We start from the raw sequence: 17,590 nt of genomic DNA, 5'->3' as shown, positions 1-17,590 counted from the left end.
GGGGATAATGGGCCTGGATATTCGCGTCATGACGCTGGAGGCCAGGGAGCGCTCCAGCTTCGCTCATCGCGCCGTCGCGGGCGTGGGTCTGGTCGGGCTTGGCCTGGCCTGGGCCGTCCTGCTGGCGCCATGTCTGCTTTGGCTGGCTCTCAGTCACCTGGGTCGTCGTCTCGAGCCGCTGGTTCGCCGTCCGGCCTGATTTCGTCTCGGGCCAATCTCGTCTCGGCCTGAGTGCTCGAAGGCCTCTAGCCAACCTCTGTTTGCTCCGCGAATATGATCATTGATCACTGACCCACGAAGAGGTCGGGGACGCGGAGGAATTTCTCATGGTCGGACGTCTGGACGGCAAGGTCGCCGTCGTCACCGGGGGCTGCTCGGGCATCGGACTCGGCGCGGTCGAGCTGTTCGTGGCCGAGGGGGCGAGCGTGATCGCCGCCGACCTGCAGGCCGAAAAAGGCGAGATGCTGGAAAGGCGCTTTCCCGACCACGTCCGCTTCTCGCGCTGCGACGTCACTTCGGAAGACGACCTGGCCAGGACCATGGCCCTGGCTGAGGAGAGCTTCGGCGGGCTCGACATCCTGTTCAACAACGCCGGCCATGGCGGCACGCCCGCGGCGGTGCCGGAGCTGACTGTCGAGGGCTGGGACAAGACCTTCGCCCTGCTGGTTCGCGGTCCGGCCATCGGCATGAAGCACGCCCTGCCGCTGATGCTAAAGCGCGGAGGCGGCTCGATCATCAACACCGCCTCGATCGCCGGCCTGCAGGCAGGCTTCGGTCCGCTGGCCTATTCGGCGGCCAAGGCGGCGGTGATCCATATGAGCCGCTGCGCGGCGGCCGAGCTATCGCCGCTGAAGATCCGGGTCAACGCCATCTGCCCGGGCCTGATCGCCACCTCGATCTTTGGGGCCTCGATGGGCCTGCCGCGCGAGGTCGCCGACCAGATGGCCGCCCAGATCGCCTCGATCGGACCGAAGATCCAGCCGATCCCCAAGTCCGGCCTGCCCGAGGACATCGCCGCCGCCGCCCTCTACCTGGCCAGCGACGACTCCCAGTTCGTGACGGGGACCCACATCGTCGTCGATGGCGGCATCACCGTCGGCCCGCGTTCAGCCTGGGACAAGAACACGCCTTCGCCAATTCTGGCGGCCATGGGCATCACGCCCGAGCAGGCCGAGGCCATGCGGGCCCAACTGGTGGCCGCCGGCGCGGCCGGGTGACCCTGACGCCCAACCTGCGCGGCGCGCTGTGGATGCTGGCCTCGGCGGTCGGCTTCACGGCGATGACCACCCTGATCAAGTTCCTGGGGCCGGGCTATCCGGCCGCGCTCCAGACTTTCTACCGGCAACTGGCGGGCGTGATCGTGCTCCTGCCGCTGATGGCCCGCGACTGGAGGGCCGCCTTCCGCACGACCCGGCCGGGGATCCTGATCTTCCGCTCCAGCGCCGGGGTCCTGGCGCTGATCATGGGCTTTTACGCCTACCAGAAGCTGCCGCTGGCCGACGCCAACGCCCTGTCCTTCACCCGGACCCTTTGGCTGGTGCCGCTGGCCGCCTTCGTGCTGCGCGAACCGATCGGACCCTTGCGGATCAGCGCGGCCCTGGTCGGCTTCGTCGGCGTCTTGATCATGCTCCGGCCGGGCTCGGGCGGGGCCGCCGCCTGGATCGGCTGGCCCCAGGCCTGCGCCTTGATCTCGGCCTTCCTGTTCGCGCTGACCATCACGGGCATGAAGGTCATGACCCGCGATCACAGCCCGTTCGTGCTGCTGGTCTACGCCGCCGTGCTGGGCCTGGTCTTCGCCATCCCGCCGGCCCTGTTCGTCTGGAAGTGGCCAACCTGGCCGGACCTTGGCCTGCTGGCCGCCATGGGCGTGATCGGCACCTTCACCCAGGGGGCCTATATCAAGGGCATGGAGGCCGGCGAGGCGGCGGTCATGGCGCCGATCGACTATACGCGGCTGGTCTTCGCCGTCGGCGCGGGCCTGCTGCTGTTCCACGAAGTCCCCAAGCCGGCGGTGATCTTCGGCGCCGCGATCGTGGTCGCCTCGACCTTGTTCATCTCCTGGCGCGAGCACCAGCTGTCGAGGCGGGCGGCGCTAGGCGAGGCGCCCTTGCGGGACACGCGCTAAAAAGCGTCCGGCGGCGTGACTTGTTGACGACACGGTCGGGCAACGGCTTCCAACGGGCGAGTAAACTCGCTAGCGAGAGCCATCGCGTGGGGGATTTCGATGCAAACCGTTCTCGTGGCTGGCGGCGCCGGATATGTCGGGTCGCACTGCTGTCTCGCGCTCGCCGCGGCGGGCTTCCGGCCGGTGGTGTTCGACGATCTGTCGAACGGTCACCGTGAGCACGTCCAGTGGGGGCCGCTGGAAGTCGGGGACATCCGTGACGCCGCGCGGCTGGACGCGGTGTTCGCCCAGCACAAGCCTGTCGCCGTCCTGCACTTCGCGGCCCGCATCGAGGTCGGCGAATCGGTGAAAAATCCTGGCGCCTTCTTCGACAACAATGTCGGCGGGACGATCACCCTGGTCGAAGCCGCGCGGCGGGCCGGGGTCGAGGCCCTGGTGTTTTCCTCGACCTGCGCCACCTTCGGCGATCCTGTGACCCTGCCGATGCCGGAGGATCACCCGCAAGCGCCGCTCAATCCCTATGGCCGCAGCAAGCTGATGGTCGAGCAGGCCTTGGCCGACTACGACCGCTATGTCGGGTTCCGCAGCGCGGTGATGCGCTATTTCAACGCCGCCGGCGCGGACCCCGAGGGCCGCATCGGCGAGTGGCATGAGCCGGAGACCCACGCCATTCCGTTGGCGATCCAGGTCGCTCTGGGCCAGCGTTCTCACTTCACGATCTTCGGTGACGACTACGACACCCGCGACGGCACGGCGGTGCGCGACTATGTCCACGTACTGGACCTTGCCGACGCCCACGTCGCGGCGCTGAAGCGTCTGCTGGCTGGCGGATCGTCAGAGTCCTACAATCTGGGCACGGGTACGGGCACCACGGTGCGCGAGTTGGTCGACGGCGTCGGACGGGCGGTCGGCAAACCCCTGGCGGTCCAGATGGCCTCGCGCCGGCCGGGCGACGCCCCGATCCTGGTCGGCGACAACGCCAAGGCCCGCGCGCACCTGGGTTGGAACCCTTCGCGCGATCTCGACGCCATCTTGTCCAGCGCCTGGAAGTGGCATCAGGCTCAGCTTGGCGGCTGAATGGAGGTCGTCGAACGGGCAAATATCACCCAAGCCAAGGCGTCGAGCAGACCGTATGTCGCGGCGAATTCTCGTGAAACGCTTTATTTGCAACTCTCGCTGTAGCTCTGGAGGGATGTAACCCCCGGGGGCGTGCGTGCTCAAGTTCCTGACCTGCCTGACGACGCAACATGACCTGCGCCTGGTGCTTGTCGCCGGCCTCGTCTGCATCGCCGGCTGTTTCACCACGTTCCGCCTCTATTCGCGGATGCGCGGCGCCCGAGGCGTCGTCCGCGCGGCCTGGCTGCTGCTGACCGGTCTGGTCGCCGGCTCCAGCGTCTGGGCCACCCACTTCATCGCCATGGTCGCCTTCACGCCAGGTCTGAAGACCGGCTACAGCCCGACGGGCACGCTGTTGTCGCTGATGATCGCCGTGCTGTTCATGGCCAGCGGCTTCGCCGTGGCGTCGGCCCAGCGCTCGACCACCAATGACTTCGCCGGCGGCGTCCTGATCGGCCTCGGCGTCGCGGCCATGCACTATACCGGCATGTCGGCCTTCGTGACCCAGGGCCACCTGGTCTGGGAACACGCCACCGTCGGCCTTTCGGCCATCCTGGGCGTCTGCGGCGCGACCGCCGCCCTGGTGCTGGCCGGCCAAGCCCGCACCGTCAAGAACCAGACCATCGGCGGCGGCCTGCTGTGCCTGGGCATTGTCGGCCTGCACTTCACCGGCATGTCGGCGATCACGATCATTCCCGACGCCGGCGTGCAGGTGCCCGACCAACTGCTGTCGGGCGGCATCCTCACCCTGGCCGTCGGCTCGATAACGGCCATGATCATCCTGGGCGGTCTCGGCGCCGTCGCCATCGAATCCCAGACCTCGCGTTCGGCCCTCGAGCGCATCCGCCGCCTGGCCAACGCCGCCTACGAAGGCCTGGTCGTGGTCCAGTCTGGCAAGATCAACGACGCCAACGCCGCCTTCTGCGAACTGGTGGGCGCCGAGCTCTCCGAACTGGTCGGTCGCCCGCTGGTCGGCTCGATCCTCACTTTCGACGAAGCCGGTCCCACCCGCGAGGGCGTGCGCCGCGAAGGCAAGATCCAACCCGTCGCCGGTGGTCGCGAGATTCCGGTGGAGGTCTTCTCGCGTCTGATGGACGACGGCGCCCGCATCGAGACCTCGGGCCTGACGGTCCTGGCCGTGCGCGATCTGCGCGAACGCCGCGCCGCCGAGGAGAAGATCCGCTATCTCGCCGAGCACGACGGCCTGACCGGCCTGCCGAACCGCAATTCGCTGCAGGCCCGCCTGGGCGCGGCCCTGGATCGCGTCGAGGCCTCGGGCGAGAGCCTGTCGGTGATCTGCATCGATCTGGACCACTTCAAGGAAGCCAACGACCAGCACGGTCACCTGGCCGGCGACGCCATCCTGGTCGAGACCGCCCGCCGTCTGCAGTCGGCGGTCCAGGCCCCGTCCTTCGCCGCCCGTCTCGGCGGCGACGAATTCATCATCGTCCAGGTGGCCGGCGGCGACCAGCCGACGGCGGCCGCCGAGCTGTCAGGCCGCCTGATCGAGCTCCTGTCAGCGCCGATGGTCCACGACGGCCAGGAACTGGCTCTGGGCTCCAGCCTCGGCGTCAGCCTCTATCCCGACGACGGCCGCACGACGGAATCGCTGATGGCCAACGCCGACATGGCCCTCTATCGCGCCAAGGAAAGCGGACGGGGGGTCTATCGCTTCTTCAAGCGCGAGATGGACGACACCATCCGCGAGCGCCGCAACCTGGCCCGCGATCTGCGCCAGGGAATCATCGACGAGGAGTTGGTGGTCCACTACCAGCCGTTGGCCCGCGCCACCGACGGCGAAGTCTGCGGCTTCGAGGCCCTGGTGCGTTGGCAGCACCCGACGCGCGGCATGATCCCGCCGCTGGAGTTCATCACGGTCGCCGAAGAGAACGGCCTGATCGGCGCCCTGGGCGACTGGGTCCTGCGCCGCGCTTGCGCCGACGCCGCCTCGTGGGAAAAGCCGCTGCGCATCGCCGTCAATCTCTCGCCGATTCAGCTGCACAATCCCGCTTTGCCGAGCCTGGTGCACGAGGTGCTGATCACCACCGGCCTGTCGCCCTCGCGCCTGGAGCTGGAGATCACGGAGAGCGCCCTGTTCAAGGACTACCAGCGGGCGCTGGACAATCTGCGCCGCCTGAAGGCCTTGGGGGTGCGGATCGCCATGGACGATTTCGGCACGGGCTTCTCGTCGCTGTCGACCCTGCAGTCGTTCCCGTTCGACAAGATCAAGATCGACAAGAGCTTCGTCGAGAACATCCATCGCCACGACCGCGCCACCGTCATCGTGCGCGCCGTCCTGGGCCTGGGCCGCAGCCTGGAGATCCCGGTCGTGGCCGAGGGGGTGGAGACCGAGGAACAGATCATCTTCCTGCGCGGCGAGAACTGCACCGAGCTTCAAGGCTACGCCATCGGTCGCCCGGCGCCGATCGACACGCTGTCGGCCTGGACCGTGACGGGCGCGGCGCATGCCCGGCTGGAAGGCCCTGTCGATCTTGGCCAGGCGCCGGTCGAGGCCAAGCGCTCGGCCTGATCGGGCCACGCGGGGTCGACCGCTTTTCGCCGCGCCCGGAACCGCCTATGCCTTAGCGGGTTATGACGGCGCCAAGCGGGGCCGTGGAGCCGACATCGAGGCGAGCGCGTGCTGGGACGGACCGCCATCAAGTTCGTGACCGCGACCGATCGGCGCGAACTGCGCTACGGATTCGCGCTGCTGGCGGTTGGCGTCGCCGTCGCCGCCCGTTTCGGCGCTGTCCTCGCGTTCGGCGTCCCGGTCTATTTTCCGACCTTCTTCGTCGCGGTCATGCTCGCGGCGATGGTCGGCGGGCTGGGACCGGGACTCCTGGCCCTGGTGGTCTGCGCCCTGACCGCCTGGCGGTTCTGGATGGCGCCCGACGGCACGTGGATCCTGCACGCCCGCGAAGCGGCGCAGCTGAGCATGTTCCTGTCATGCGGTGGGCTGATCGTCTTGCTGGTCGAGGCTCTGCGGCGGGCCGTGCGGTCCGGCTTGGCCGCGGAAGCGCGCTTTCGCTCGGCGCAGGAGGTGTCGCTGGACGCCTTCGCGATCCTGGAGCCGGTCCGCGAGGCTGGAGGGGTGGTGGACTTCCGCTGGACCTACGCCAACCCGATGGCCGAGACCATGAGGCCGTGGGGGACCTCGACCCTGCTGGGCCGGCGGGTCCTGGACGTTTTTCCCGACGAGACCGGCCGCGACATGGTCGATCGCCTGAGGCGCTTGCTGGAGGCCGGGGGGCCCGACGATATCGACGTGCGGCGGATGATCGACGGCGAGGAGCGTTGGATCCGCTCCAGCGGTGTGCGCCTGGACGAGGATTTGGCCGTGACCTTCCGCGACGTGACGCAGGAGCGTCGCGCGGCGGCGGCCCTGCGCAGCAGCGAGGAGCTGTTCCGGAGCGTCGCCAATACGGCGCCGGTGCTGATCTGGGCGACGGCGGAGGATGGCCAGGCCGACTGGTTCAATCAGGCCTGGCTCCACTTTCGCGGACGCGCCCTCGAGGCCGAACTGGGCGCCGGCTGGCGCGAGGGCCTGCATCCGGAGGATCGCCAAGCTGGCTTCGAGATCGCCGCCGCCGCGGCCAGCCGGCGCGAGCCCTTCAATGTCGCCTTTCGCCTGCGCCGCGCCGACGGGGCTTGGCGCTGGATCAGCAGCGTCGGCGCGCCGCGCTTCGACGAGGCCGGGGCTTATCGCGGCTATATCGGCAGCTGCTTCGACTTCACCGAGACGGTCGAGGCGCGGAAGGATCTGGAGGACCGGGTCGCCGAGCGCACGGCCGCTCTTCAGGCCAGCATGGCCGAGACCGCGCGGGCCCAGGCCGCCTTGGCCCAAGCCCAACGGCTGGAGACGGTTGGCAGGCTGACCGGCGGGGTGGCGCACGACTTCAACAACCTGCTGACCGTGATCGTCGGAGGCCTGGACATGATCCTGCGCCGGCCCGACGACACGCCGCGCGTCACCCGCCTGGCTGAAGCGGCCCTGGCGGCGGGGCAGCGCGGCGAGCGCCTGACTCGCCAGTTGCTGGCGTTCTCTCGGAACCAGGAACTGAAGCTGGAGGTGGTCGAGATCGGCGCCTTGCTCGACCAGGCCGAACCGCTGCTGCGCCGGGCGGTCGGCGAAGGCGTGGCTCTGGTCTTGCGCCGCGAACCGGCGGCTTCCGGCGCGCGGGTTGACGCGGCCCAGTTCGAGGCGGCGCTGCTGAACCTCGTGGTCAACGCCGCCGACGCCACGGCCTTCGGCGGCGAAATCAGCATCGCCGTCGCGCCCGTGACGCTGGGGCGGGGTGAGGTCGCCGATACGGCGCCCGGCGACTATGTCCGCGTGGCGGTCAGCGACACCGGCATGGGGATGCCGCCCGAGGTTCTGGCCCGGGTGTTCGAGCCCTTCTTCACGACCAAGGAGGTCGGCAAGGGCACCGGCCTGGGCTTGGCCCAGGTCTATGGCTTCCTGCGTCAGTGCGGCGGTGGGGTGACCATCGACAGCGTCGAGGGACGCGGCACGACCGTCGCCCTCTACCTGCCGGCCACCGAGGAGGCCGCGACGCCGGCCCCGACCGTCGATCCGTCAACGATCCGCGATCGGCTCAAAGGCGTGCGGGTGTTGCTGGTCGAGGACGACGCGGCCGTGCGCGAGATCGCCGGCGGTTTGCTGCGCGACCTGGGTTGCGAGGTCGACACCGCCGAACACGGGGCCTCGGCCTTGGAGGCGCTTGAGAAGGACGTGACCTTTGACCTGCTGATGTCGGACGTGATCATGCCTGGCGGCGTCAGCGGCGTGGACCTGGCGCGGTCGGCTTCGGTCAAGCGGCCGGACATGGCCGTGCTGCTGACCACCGGCTATGCGGGCGACCGCATGGACACCGCGCCCGTCGATCTGCCCTGGCCGGTGCTGCGCAAGCCGTTCCAGATCGACCAGCTGGCCGAGATCGCCTCGGCCCTGCTGGCCGCCCGCGAGCCGCGGCCGCCGGAGAAGGGGCCGAAGAAGACGCGAGCGCCCCGCAAGCGCCGGATTAGCGGCGACGGCGGCTCGTAGACCCGCCGAGCAGCCCGCCCAGCAGACCGCGCATCAGTTCGCGACCGGCCGTCGAGGCGACGGTGCGGACCAGGGTGGTGGCGAAGGCCTCGGTCATGGTCTGGCGACTTGAGGCGCGAGGACGGCTTTCGCGGGCGCGCTGGGCTTCCTCGCGTTCGCGGACCTTGGCCTCGGCGGCCTCGCGCTTGTCTTGCTCAGCCTGCTCGCGGGCGTCATCGGCGTCCGCCTGGGCCTTCTTGGCGCGGCCTTGCAGAATTTCATAGGCGGAGTCGCGATCGACCGTGGCGTCATAGACGCCCGCCACCGGGCTCTGCGCCTGCAAGGCGGCGCGCTCGGCCGGCAAGAGCGGACCCAGGCGCGAGGCCGGCGGGCGGATCAGGGTCTTCTGCACCACGTGCGGCGCGCCCTTCTCGTCGAGGGTCGAGACCAGCGCCTCGCCGACGCCCAGAGCCTGGATCGTCTCGGCGGTGTCGAAGTTCGGGTTGACGCGGAACGACTGGGCGGCGGCCTTCAGCCCCTTCTGGTCGGCGGGGGTGTAGGCGCGCAGGGCGTGCTGAACCCGGGCGCCCAGCTGGCCCAGCACCGCGTCGGGAATGTCGGCCGGGTTCTGGGTGACAAAATAGATGCCCACGCCCTTGGAGCGAATCAGGCGCACGACCTGCTCGATTTTCTCCAGCAGCGGCTTGGGCGCGTCGTTGAACAGCAGGTGCGCCTCGTCGAAGAAGAACACCAGCTTGGGCTTCTCCGGATCGCCGACCTCGGGCAGCACCTCGAACAGCTCCGACAGAAGCCACAGCAGGAAGGTCGAATAGAGCTTGGGCGACTGGATCAGGCGGTCGGCGGCCAGCAGATTGACGTAGCCGCGCCCGGCCGCGTCGGTGCGCATGATGTCGGAAAGATCCAGGGCAGGCTCGCCGAAGAAGTGATCGGCCCCCTGTGTCTGCAGGGTCAGCAGCTTCCTCTGGATGGCCCCGACCGTGGCGGCCGAAACGTTGCCATACTGCGTGCCGATCTCGTCCGCGTGGTCGGCGACATATTTCAGCGCCGCCTGCAGGTCCTTCAGGTCCAGCAGCAGCAGCCCGTCCTGGTCGGCGACGTGGAAGACGATGGTCAGCACGCCCTCCTGCACGTCGTTCAGCTCCAGCAGGCGCGACAGCAGGAGCGGACCCATCTCGGAGATGGTCGTACGGATCGGATGGCCCTTCTGGCCGAACAGGTCCCAGAACATCACCGGCGGCGCGGCCGGCGACAGCACAAGGCCCATCTGGTCGGCGCGGGCCTGCATCTTCGCGTTCGGGGTCCCGGGCATGGCCACCCCCGAGAGGTCGCCCTTCACGTCTGCGGCGAAGACCGGCACCCCCGCGTCGGAGAAGGCCTGGGCCAGAACCTGCAGGGTCACGGTCTTGCCGGTGCCAGTCGCGCCGGCCACGACGCCGTGGCGGTTGGAGCGATCGAGCCTCTGCGTCACGGGGCCTTCGCCCAGGCCCACCAGGATCTCGTTTTCGCCAATCGACAGGGGCATGGGCGCAATTCCTCACAAGGTTGGACGCGACCCTAACCGGGGCCTTGCGCGTCGCCAATCGAGACAGGCAATGTCGGGCTCGCCTCTGGAGATATTTTACAAATGACGGCCACCGACCCGCCCCGCGCTCCGCCGCCGGTCACGACGCGCAACGCGGTGGTCTTCCTGGCCGTCATCGCCGGTGGGGCGACGCTGAAGTGGATGCAGGATATCCTGACCCCCCTGGCGCTGGCCGTGTTCCTGGCGGTGATGATCGACAGCTTCGCCCGGGTGCTGACCATGCGCACGCCAGGGTTCCCACGCAAGCTGGCCCTGCCAACGGCGGTGGTGCTGTCTCTGGCGTTGTTCGGCGTCTCGGTCTGGATCGTCGTCGTGAACAGCAAGACGTTCTTCGACCACTCCTCGGAATATGTCGCCAGCCTGAACGCGATCATCGCCAAGTTCACGCCGTTGGTCAGCAGGCTGTTTCCCGGTCTGCAACTGCATGGCGTTCCGACCATCGGCGACCTAGCCAAGCTGTCTAACCTGCAGAGTTATGTCGGCGACGTGGCTCAGTCCTTCAAAAATTTCGGCACCAGCGCCGTGTTGGTGCTGATCTATCTCGGCTTCATCCTGGCGTCCCGCAAAGGCTTCGGCCGAAAGATCGTCGCACTCTTCCCGCACCATGCCGAGCGCGAGTCGAACATGAACATGTTCCAGCGCATCCGCGATGGCGTGGAGCAGTACCTGTGGATCCAAACGGTCACCGGCCTGATGATCGCCGTCGCCGCCTGGGTGGTGATGATGCTGGTCCGGTTGGACAACGCCTTCTTCTGGGCGTTCCTGATCTTCCTGGCCGCCTATCTGCCGATCATCGGCGGCGCCATCGGCTGCTTCCTGCCGCCGCTGTTCGCCCTCGTTCAGTTCCCCGACAGCCTGTGGCCGGCGATCATCCTGTTCGCGGCGCTGCAGGGGATCTTCTTCGTGGTCGGCAATGTCATCTATCCGCGCATGCAGGGCGACAGCCTGAACATGGACCCGACGGTGATCCTGTTGTCGCTGGCGGTCTGGGGCGCGCTCTGGGGCGTGCCGGGAATGTTCCTTTCCACGCCCTTGACCGTGGCGGCCATGGTGATCCTGGCCCAGTTCGAGGGCTCGCGCTGGATCGCCATCCTGCTGTCCGAGGACGGCGACCCGCAGGGCGCGGGCGGCGCGGGCGGCCATGGTCCAGCGCCCGATTCCTCTCCGGCCCGCCCAACCCCGCGAAAGAAATGAGCGCGCCCCTTAAACTCCGGACGCTGGTCCCTATCTATCCCCTGTCCGGCGCCCCCCAACCGGACACCCCGCGCGGGTCCCGGCTGGCAAGGCCGCCCGGACCGAAGCGGAAACCGCCCGCCCGTCCCCCCGGAGCGGGCCCGCGCCGCCGGCTTCCCCCCAGCCGGCGGCGCTTCCGTTTCTGGCCGGATTTGCGATGAACGGCACGAATTCTTTCCAATTCCCGACGTAGCGGTTGAAGTAACGCCCAAACGGGCTAGTTTCCGACCAAAAATTCGCGAGGAAATCCTATGATCGGTGAAAAAAATGACCTCATGTCCACTGGGGCTCCGATCGGTCCGCTGATAAGCGCTTTCGCCCAGGCCCTGGGCGCGTCGGCAGAGGCTCTGTCGCCTGCCGCGCGCGGCTTCGTCACCCAGGCGCAGGACGACTGGTCCGCCGAGGAACTGCCCGGCCTGGACGTCGCCGACGTGGCCCGCGCCCTGGCCGATTTCTGGCGCTTCGGCGAGAGCGCCAAGGACGTCTCCGAACCCGTCATTCGCCTGCGCCGCACCGAAGGCGGCGAGATACCCTCCGACCTGCTGGAAATTGTCCAGGCCGACCGCCCGTTCCTGGTCGATAGCATCATGGGCGAGGTCACCGAGGCCGGCTTCTCGGTCCGCGCCATGTTCCACCCCGTGGCCGACTGCGGCGGCGTCCGCCGCTCGATGATCCAGATCTGGCTGGCTCCCGTTGGCGAGGACCGCGAGGCGGCTCTGCTCGAAAGCGTCCGCGAAGCGCTCTCGGACGTCCAGGTGGCCGTGCAGGACTTCGAGGCCATGCGCGCCCTGATGCGCCGCACGATCGATGAACTGAAGACCACCGATGCGCCGGTCTCCGCCGACGAGAAGAACGAGGACCTCGCCTTCCTCGACTGGCTGGAAGCCGATCACTTCGTGTTCCTGGGCGCCCGTGTCTACGAGTATCCCCGCACGGCCGATGGCGGCTACGCGGCTGAGGAGCCGCTGTACCAGCCGGAAGGCAGCCTCGGCGTTCTGCGCGACCAGGCCCGTACGGTGCTGCGCCGGGGCAGCGAGCCGGCGATCCTGTCGGCCCAGATGCGCACCCACATCGACATCGGCGATCCGATCGTGGTGGCCAAGTCGAACCTGCGCTCGCGCGTCCACCGGCGTGGCTATGCTGACTATATCGGCGTTCGCCGCTACGGCGCGGATGGCAAGGCCTCGGGAGAGGTTCGCTTCGTGGGACTGTTCACCGCCGAGGCTTATGAGACCCCGGCTCACGAGGTGCCGCTGGTCCGTCGCAAGGTCGCCCATGTGCTGACCAGCGCCGGCAAGGATCCCGACAGCCATAACGGCAAGCGCCTACGCAACATCCTCGAGACCTGGCCGCGCGACGAACTGTTCCAGACCGACGAAGCCCCGCTCCTGACCACGGCGATGGGGGTTCTGCACCTCTATGACCGCCCGCGCGTCAAGCTTTTCGCCCGCCGCGACCCGTTCGACCGCTTTATCTCGGTGCTGATGTTCGTGCCGCGCGACCGTTACGACTCCGGCGTCCGCGCCCGGGCCGGCGACATCCTGGCCAAGGCGTTCCGGGGCCGGGTTTCGGCCTATTATCCCAGCTTCTCCGACGCCCCGCTGGCCCGCGTTCACTACATCCTCGGCGTGACGCCCGGCGACCACGCCGAGCCTGACATGGCCGCCGTCGAGGCCGCCATCGCCGAAACCGCCCGCACCTGGGAGGACCGCTTCGAAGCCGCCGTCCGCGAAGGTTCGACCGGCCGTGTCGCGCATCTGCTGGCCCGCTATGCCGGCGCCTTCCCGCCCGGCTATCGCGACCAGTACGACGCTGACGAGGCCCTGGCCGACATCCAGGTGATCGACGACCTGGCGCAGGACGAGGCCGTCCGCGTTCGCGCCTTCCGTCGAGCCGACGACAGCGCGGTGACTTTCCGCTTCAAGCTCTATCGCCCGGGCGCGGCCGCGCCGCTGGCCGACGTGCTGCCGATCCTGGAGCACATGGGCCTGAAGGCCCTGATCGAGGACGGCTTCAAGGTCTCGCCGGACGGCAAGCCGGTCTGGGTCCATGAATTCGTCCTGCGGGACGAGGCGGGCGAGCACCTGGTGTTCGGCGACATCAAGCAGGCCTTCGAGGCCGCCTTTGTCGCCATCTGGACGGGCCGCGCGGAGAGCGACGGCTTCAACCGCCTGGTGCTGGAACTGGGCATCGGCTGGCGCGAGGCCGCGCTCATCCGCGCTCTGGCCCGCTATCGCCAGCAGTCAGGCCTCGACCCCAGCCAGGGCGTCCAGGAGCAGGCCCTGGCGGATCATCCGGGCGTCGCCCGCCTTATCCTGGACCTCTTCCAGACCCAGTTCGACCCGGCCGTCCGCGCGGACCTCAAGACCCGCCGGGAGCAGGCCAAGGCCGTCGAAGGCAAGATCATCGAAGCCTTGCAGGCCGTCGAGAGCCTGGACGCCGACCGCGTGCTGCGCCGCCTGGCCGCCCTCGTGGGCGCGATCCAGCGGACCAACTTCTACCAGCCGGCCGCCGATGGCGGCCCCAAGCCGTACATCAGCTTCAAGATCGCCTCGCGCGAGTTGGAAGACCTGCCGGCGCCTAAGCCCTATCGCGAGATCTATGTCTCGGCCCCGCATGTGGAGGGCGTGCACCTGCGCTTCGGCCCGGTCGCCCGGGGCGGTTTGCGCTGGTCGGACCGTCGCGACGATTTCCGCACCGAAGTGCTCGGCCTGGTGAAGGCCCAGCAGGTCAAGAACGCGGTCATCGTGCCGGTCGGTTCGAAGGGCGGCTTCTATCCCAAATGCCTTCCGCGCGGCGGCGATCGCGACGCGATCCAGGCCGAGGCGATCCGCGCCTACAAGACCTTCCTGTCGGGCCTGCTGGACCTGACCGACAATATCGACGCCGACAACCAGGTCGTGCCGCCGGCCTCGGTCGTCGTGCATGACGGCCAGGATCCGTATCTGGTCGTCGCCGCCGACAAGGGAACCGCGACCTTCTCCGACATCGCCAATGGCGTGGCCGAGAGCTACGGTTTCTGGCTGGGCGACGCGTTCGCGTCCGGCGGTTCGGTCGGCTATGACCACAAGGTCATGGGCATCACCGCCCGGGGCGCCTGGGAAGCGGTCAAGCGCCACTTCCGCGAGCTGGGCAAGGACATCCAGACCCAGCCCTTCACCGTGGTCGGCGTCGGCGACATGTCTGGCGACGTGTTCGGCAACGGCATGCTGCTGTCCAAGCAGACCAAGCTGCTGGCCGCCTTCGATCACCGCCACATCTTCCTCGACCCGAACCCGGACGCCGCCGCGTCGTGGGAAGAGCGCGACCGGATGTTCAAGCTGCCGCGCTCGTCGTGGGACGACTACGACAAGTCGAAGATCTCGGCGGGCGGCGGCGTCTTCGCCCGCGGCCTGAAGAGCATCCCGCTGTCGAAGGAAGTTCGCGACCTGTTCGAGATCAAGGCCGAGGCCGTCTCGCCGGCCGAGCTGATGACCGCGATCCTGAAGTCGAAAGCCGAACTGCTCTATCTCGGCGGCATCGGCACCTATGTGAAGGCCAGGGGCGAGAGCAACGCCGACGCCGGCGACAAGGCCAACGACGCCATCCGCATCAACGGCGCGGACCTGCGGGTCAAGGTCGTGGGCGAGGGCGCCAATCTGGGTCTGACACAAGCGGGTCGCATCGAGTTCGCGCAAGCCGGTGGTCACATCAACACCGACGCCATCGACAACTCGGCCGGCGTCGACAGTTCCGACCACGAGGTCAATATCAAGATCCTGACCGGGATCCTGGAACGCGGCGGCGAGCTGACTCGCGAAAGTCGCAACACGCTGCTGGCCTCGATGACCGACGATGTCGGACACCACGTGCTGGAGCACAACTACGACCAGACCCTGGCCCTGACCCTGCTGGAAAGCGACGCGGTCAGCGAGGTCGACGCCCAGATCCGCTACATGGTCGATCTCGAACAGCGCGGCCGCCTGGATCGCAAGGTCGAGGGCCTGCCGACCAATACGGCGCTGCTGGAGCGCAAGGCCGCCAACAAGGGCCTGACGCGGCCCGAGCTGGCGGTGCTGCTGGCCTACGGCAAGCTGGACCTGTTCGACGACATCGTCGCCAGCCAGGCGCCGGACGATCCGTGGTTCGAGGCGACCCTGCGTGGCTACTTCCCCAAGGCGCTCGATAAGTATGCCGACGCCATGCAGAAGCACCGCCTGAAGCGCGAGATTATCGCCACGGTGGTCGGCAATCAGATGGTCAACATGTGCGGTCCGACCTTCGTCAGCCGCCTGAAGGCCGCCGCCGTGGCCGATGTCGGCGCGGTCGTGGTGGGCTTCACGGCCGCTCGCGAGATTCTCGGCGTCGACGGTCTGTGGGACCAGGTCAGCGCGCTGGACAACAAGGCGTCGGCCGAGGGGCAGACAGCGCTCTACAAGGCCCTGGCCTACGCCCTGCGCAGCCTCAGCTTCTGGTTGGCCCGCCGCGCGGTGCGCGACAAGGCGACCGTCCAGCAGCTGTTCGACGCTTACGGCCCGTCGGTGAAGGCCTTGACCGGCATGGCCCCAGCCATCCTGTCGCCGTACGAGCAGAGGGCGGTCGCCAAGCGGGTGAAGGCCTATGTCGGGGACGGCGCGCCCGACGCCCTGGCCCAGGCCGTCGCGGCCCTGCAGCCCCTGACCACGGCCGCCGACCTCGTCGATCTGGCCAACGCTTCGAGCTGGAGCGTCGAGAACGTGGCCCGCCTGTACCATCAGGTCGGCGCGGCCTTCGGCTTCGACCGCCTGCGCGGCGCGGCCGGGGCGTTCGTCGGCGGCGATGCGTTCGAGCGCCTGGCGGTTCGTCGCCTGATCGAGGACATGTTAATCGAGCAGACCTCGATCACCCAATCGGTGCTGAAGTTCGCGGCCAACGCCCAGGCGGGCGAGGACGAGGCCGCGGCCAAGTCGGCCATCGCATCCTGGGCCGCGCTGCGCGGCGATCGTCCTGGGGCGGTCAAGCGCACGATCGAGGACATCGAACAGGCCGGCGGCGGTTGGACCTTCGCCAAGCTGACCATCGCCAACGCCGCCCTGCGCGAGCTCTCGACCGCCGCTTAGGTACTAGCCCCTCACCCATCCCTCCCTTACGAGGGAGGGATGGGTGAGGGAGCGTAGAGCATGGACCAGGGCGATCGCCGGCGCGTCGCGTGGACGCTCTACGAATGGGCGCAGCAGCCCTATTGGGCGCTGATCGCGACCTTCATCTTCACGCCCTATTTCGCTTCCGGTTTCGTCGGCGACGCGGTGCTTGGGCAGAGCCTGCTGGGCTATGCCGGCGTCGTCTCGGGCCTCGCCATCGCGCTCCTCAGTCCCTTGCTGGGCGCGACGCTTGACGCGCGGCGCAATCCGCGCGCTTGGCTCGTGGGCCTTGCCTTTCCGTTCGTAGTGGCCAGCTTGGGCCTCTGGCTGGCGGTTCCGGGCGAGACCTCGCGCATCCCGCTGATCCTGGCTTGTCTGGTCCTGGGCAGCGTGGCGGCCGAACTGGGCGTGACGGTGATGAACGCCCTGCTGCCGGTGGTGGCCAAGCCCGGCCAGGTCGGACGGCTGTCCGGCACCGCCTGGGCCCTGGCCTATGTCGGGGCGCTGGTCACCCTGTTCATCGTGCTCTTCTGCTTCTCGCTGCCCAAGGTCCCGATGCTGGGTCTGTCGAAGGCCTTGCACGAGCCGGATCGCATCGTCGGGCCTCTTGTGGCCATGTGGTTCCTGGCCTTCGCCTGGCCGCTGATGCTGATCGCGCCCAAGCCGTCCGAAGGCGCGGGCGACAAGCCGTTGGCGGAGCTATGGGCGACGCTCCGAGGCCTGCCCAGCAGGCCGCACATGCTGAGGTTCCTGATCGGCCGCATGCTGCTGGGCGACGGCATTTCCAGCTTCATCGCCTTTGGCGGCGTGCTGGCGGCGGGGCTGTTCGGCTGGACGACGACGCAGCTAGGGCTCTACGCGATCATGCTGTCGGTCGCCGCCGGGATCGGCACCTTCATCGGCGGGCGGGTCGACCAGAAGATCGGCTCGAAGGCCACCGTGCTGATCGCCACCGGGGTGATCCTGTTCGGCGCCACGGGCGTCGGGATGGTCGGCAGGGACACGCTTTTCTTTTTCATCTCGGTCGCCCCCGCCAAGGCCGGCGCCTTGTTCGCCAGCCTGCCCGAGCGGATGTTCCTGGTCTTCAGCCTGTTCGTCGGCCTGACCTTCGGGCCGGCGCAGTCCAGCCTCCGCGCCTGGATGGCCGAGTTGGCGCCGGCGGGCGAGACCGGGCGGTGGTTCGGCCTCTATGCGCTGTCGGGCAAGGCCACGGCGTTTCTGGCCCCGCTGGTCATCGCCGTCGGCACCCGCCTGGCCGGCGATCAGCGGATCGCCGTCGTGGTCTCGGCGAGCTTCATGGCGCTGGGCGCGCTCGTTCTGGCGAGCGCCCCCAGATGCGCTCCGAGACGCGCCCCAGTTGTCGACTGACGCGGAACACGGCAGGCTCCTTT

10 protein-coding genes are annotated in these 17,590 nt (G+C 68.5%); 9 read left to right on the top strand and 1 reads right to left on the bottom strand.

The genetic code is table 11. The features are described 5' to 3' along the window. Positions 1 to 7 precede the first annotated feature (7 nt). The 6 genes from ACW175_RS23540 (at position 8) to ACW175_RS23515 (ending at position 8,285) form a co-directional block, all read left to right on the top strand. The gene (locus tag ACW175_RS23540; protein WP_492102329.1) at positions 8 to 199 is read left to right on the top strand and encodes a hypothetical protein; all 192 of its coding nucleotides are present in this window, start codon (positions 8 to 10) and stop codon (positions 197 to 199) included. A gap of 127 nt (positions 200 to 326) precedes the next feature. After that, positions 327 to 1,217 (top strand): SDR family NAD(P)-dependent oxidoreductase, encoded by an 891-nt coding sequence (locus ACW175_RS23535; RefSeq protein ID WP_492102328.1) that lies wholly within the window; start codon positions 327 to 329, stop codon positions 1,215 to 1,217. Next, positions 1,214 to 2,125, top strand: a complete 912-nt coding sequence (locus tag ACW175_RS23530; RefSeq protein ID WP_492102327.1) for a DMT family transporter — start codon at positions 1,214 to 1,216, stop codon at positions 2,123 to 2,125. Before ACW175_RS23535 ends, ACW175_RS23530 begins: the two co-directional genes overlap by 4 nt. A 99-nt stretch (positions 2,126 to 2,224) precedes the next feature. Beyond that, positions 2,225 to 3,202 (top strand): UDP-glucose 4-epimerase GalE, encoded by a 978-nt coding sequence (gene galE / locus ACW175_RS23525; protein WP_492102326.1) that lies wholly within the window; start codon positions 2,225 to 2,227, stop codon positions 3,200 to 3,202. Between the two features lie 136 nt (positions 3,203 to 3,338). After that, the gene (locus ACW175_RS23520) at positions 3,339 to 5,771 is read left to right on the top strand and encodes a bifunctional diguanylate cyclase/phosphodiesterase (protein WP_492102325.1); all 2,433 of its coding nucleotides are present in this window, start codon (positions 3,339 to 3,341) and stop codon (positions 5,769 to 5,771) included. A gap of 108 nt (positions 5,772 to 5,879) precedes the next feature. Next, positions 5,880 to 8,285: an ATP-binding protein gene (locus ACW175_RS23515; RefSeq protein WP_492102324.1), complete on the top strand. Its 2,406-nt coding sequence runs from the start codon at positions 5,880 to 5,882 to the stop codon at positions 8,283 to 8,285. Here the strand turns inward: ACW175_RS23515 and ACW175_RS23510 are convergent. Next, the gene (locus ACW175_RS23510; protein ID WP_492102323.1) at positions 8,263 to 9,807 is read right to left on the bottom strand and encodes a helicase HerA-like C-terminal domain-containing protein; all 1,545 of its coding nucleotides are present in this window, start codon (positions 9,805 to 9,807) and stop codon (positions 8,263 to 8,265) included. The genes ACW175_RS23515 and ACW175_RS23510 overlap by 23 nt on opposite strands. A 102-nt stretch (positions 9,808 to 9,909) precedes the next feature. Between ACW175_RS23510 and ACW175_RS23505 the strand changes: the two genes are divergently transcribed. The 3 genes from ACW175_RS23505 to ACW175_RS23495 all read left to right on the top strand — a co-directional run bounded on the left by ACW175_RS23505 (position 9,910) and on the right by ACW175_RS23495 (position 17,567). Beyond that, complete coding sequence (locus ACW175_RS23505) at positions 9,910 to 11,061, top strand: AI-2E family transporter (RefSeq protein WP_492102322.1); 1,152 nt, start codon at positions 9,910 to 9,912, stop codon at positions 11,059 to 11,061. 314 nt (positions 11,062 to 11,375) lie between these two features. After that, positions 11,376 to 16,178, top strand: coding sequence for an NAD-glutamate dehydrogenase (locus tag ACW175_RS23500; protein WP_492102321.1), 4,803 nt, complete (start codon positions 11,376 to 11,378; stop codon positions 16,176 to 16,178). 60 nt (positions 16,179 to 16,238) lie between these two features. Further along, on the top strand, positions 16,239 to 17,567 hold the full coding sequence (locus ACW175_RS23495) for an MFS transporter (protein ID WP_492102320.1): 1,329 nt from the start codon (positions 16,239 to 16,241) through the stop codon (positions 17,565 to 17,567). Positions 17,568 to 17,590: the final 23 nt, after the last annotated feature.

Source organism: Caulobacter sp. FV1ye6ST (assembly GCF_058681225.1).
This window is presented reverse-complemented; position numbering and strand designations above follow the sequence as displayed.

Coding starts and splice junctions, on each gene's coding strand:
- ACW175_RS23535 (WP_492102328.1), top strand. CDS start 327: ATGGTCGGACGTCTGGACGGCAAGGTCGCCGTCGTCACCGGGGGCTGC.
- ACW175_RS23505 (WP_492102322.1), top strand. CDS start 9,910: ATGACGGCCACCGACCCGCCCCGCGCTCCGCCGCCGGTCACGACGCGC.
- ACW175_RS23495 (WP_492102320.1), top strand. CDS start 16,239: ATGGACCAGGGCGATCGCCGGCGCGTCGCGTGGACGCTCTACGAATGG.
- ACW175_RS23540 (WP_492102329.1), top strand. CDS start 8: ATGGGCCTGGATATTCGCGTCATGACGCTGGAGGCCAGGGAGCGCTCC.
- ACW175_RS23510 (WP_492102323.1), bottom strand. CDS start 9,807: ATGCCCCTGTCGATTGGCGAAAACGAGATCCTGGTGGGCCTGGGCGAA.
- ACW175_RS23500 (WP_492102321.1), top strand. CDS start 11,376: ATGTCCACTGGGGCTCCGATCGGTCCGCTGATAAGCGCTTTCGCCCAG.
- galE (WP_492102326.1), top strand. CDS start 2,225: ATGCAAACCGTTCTCGTGGCTGGCGGCGCCGGATATGTCGGGTCGCAC.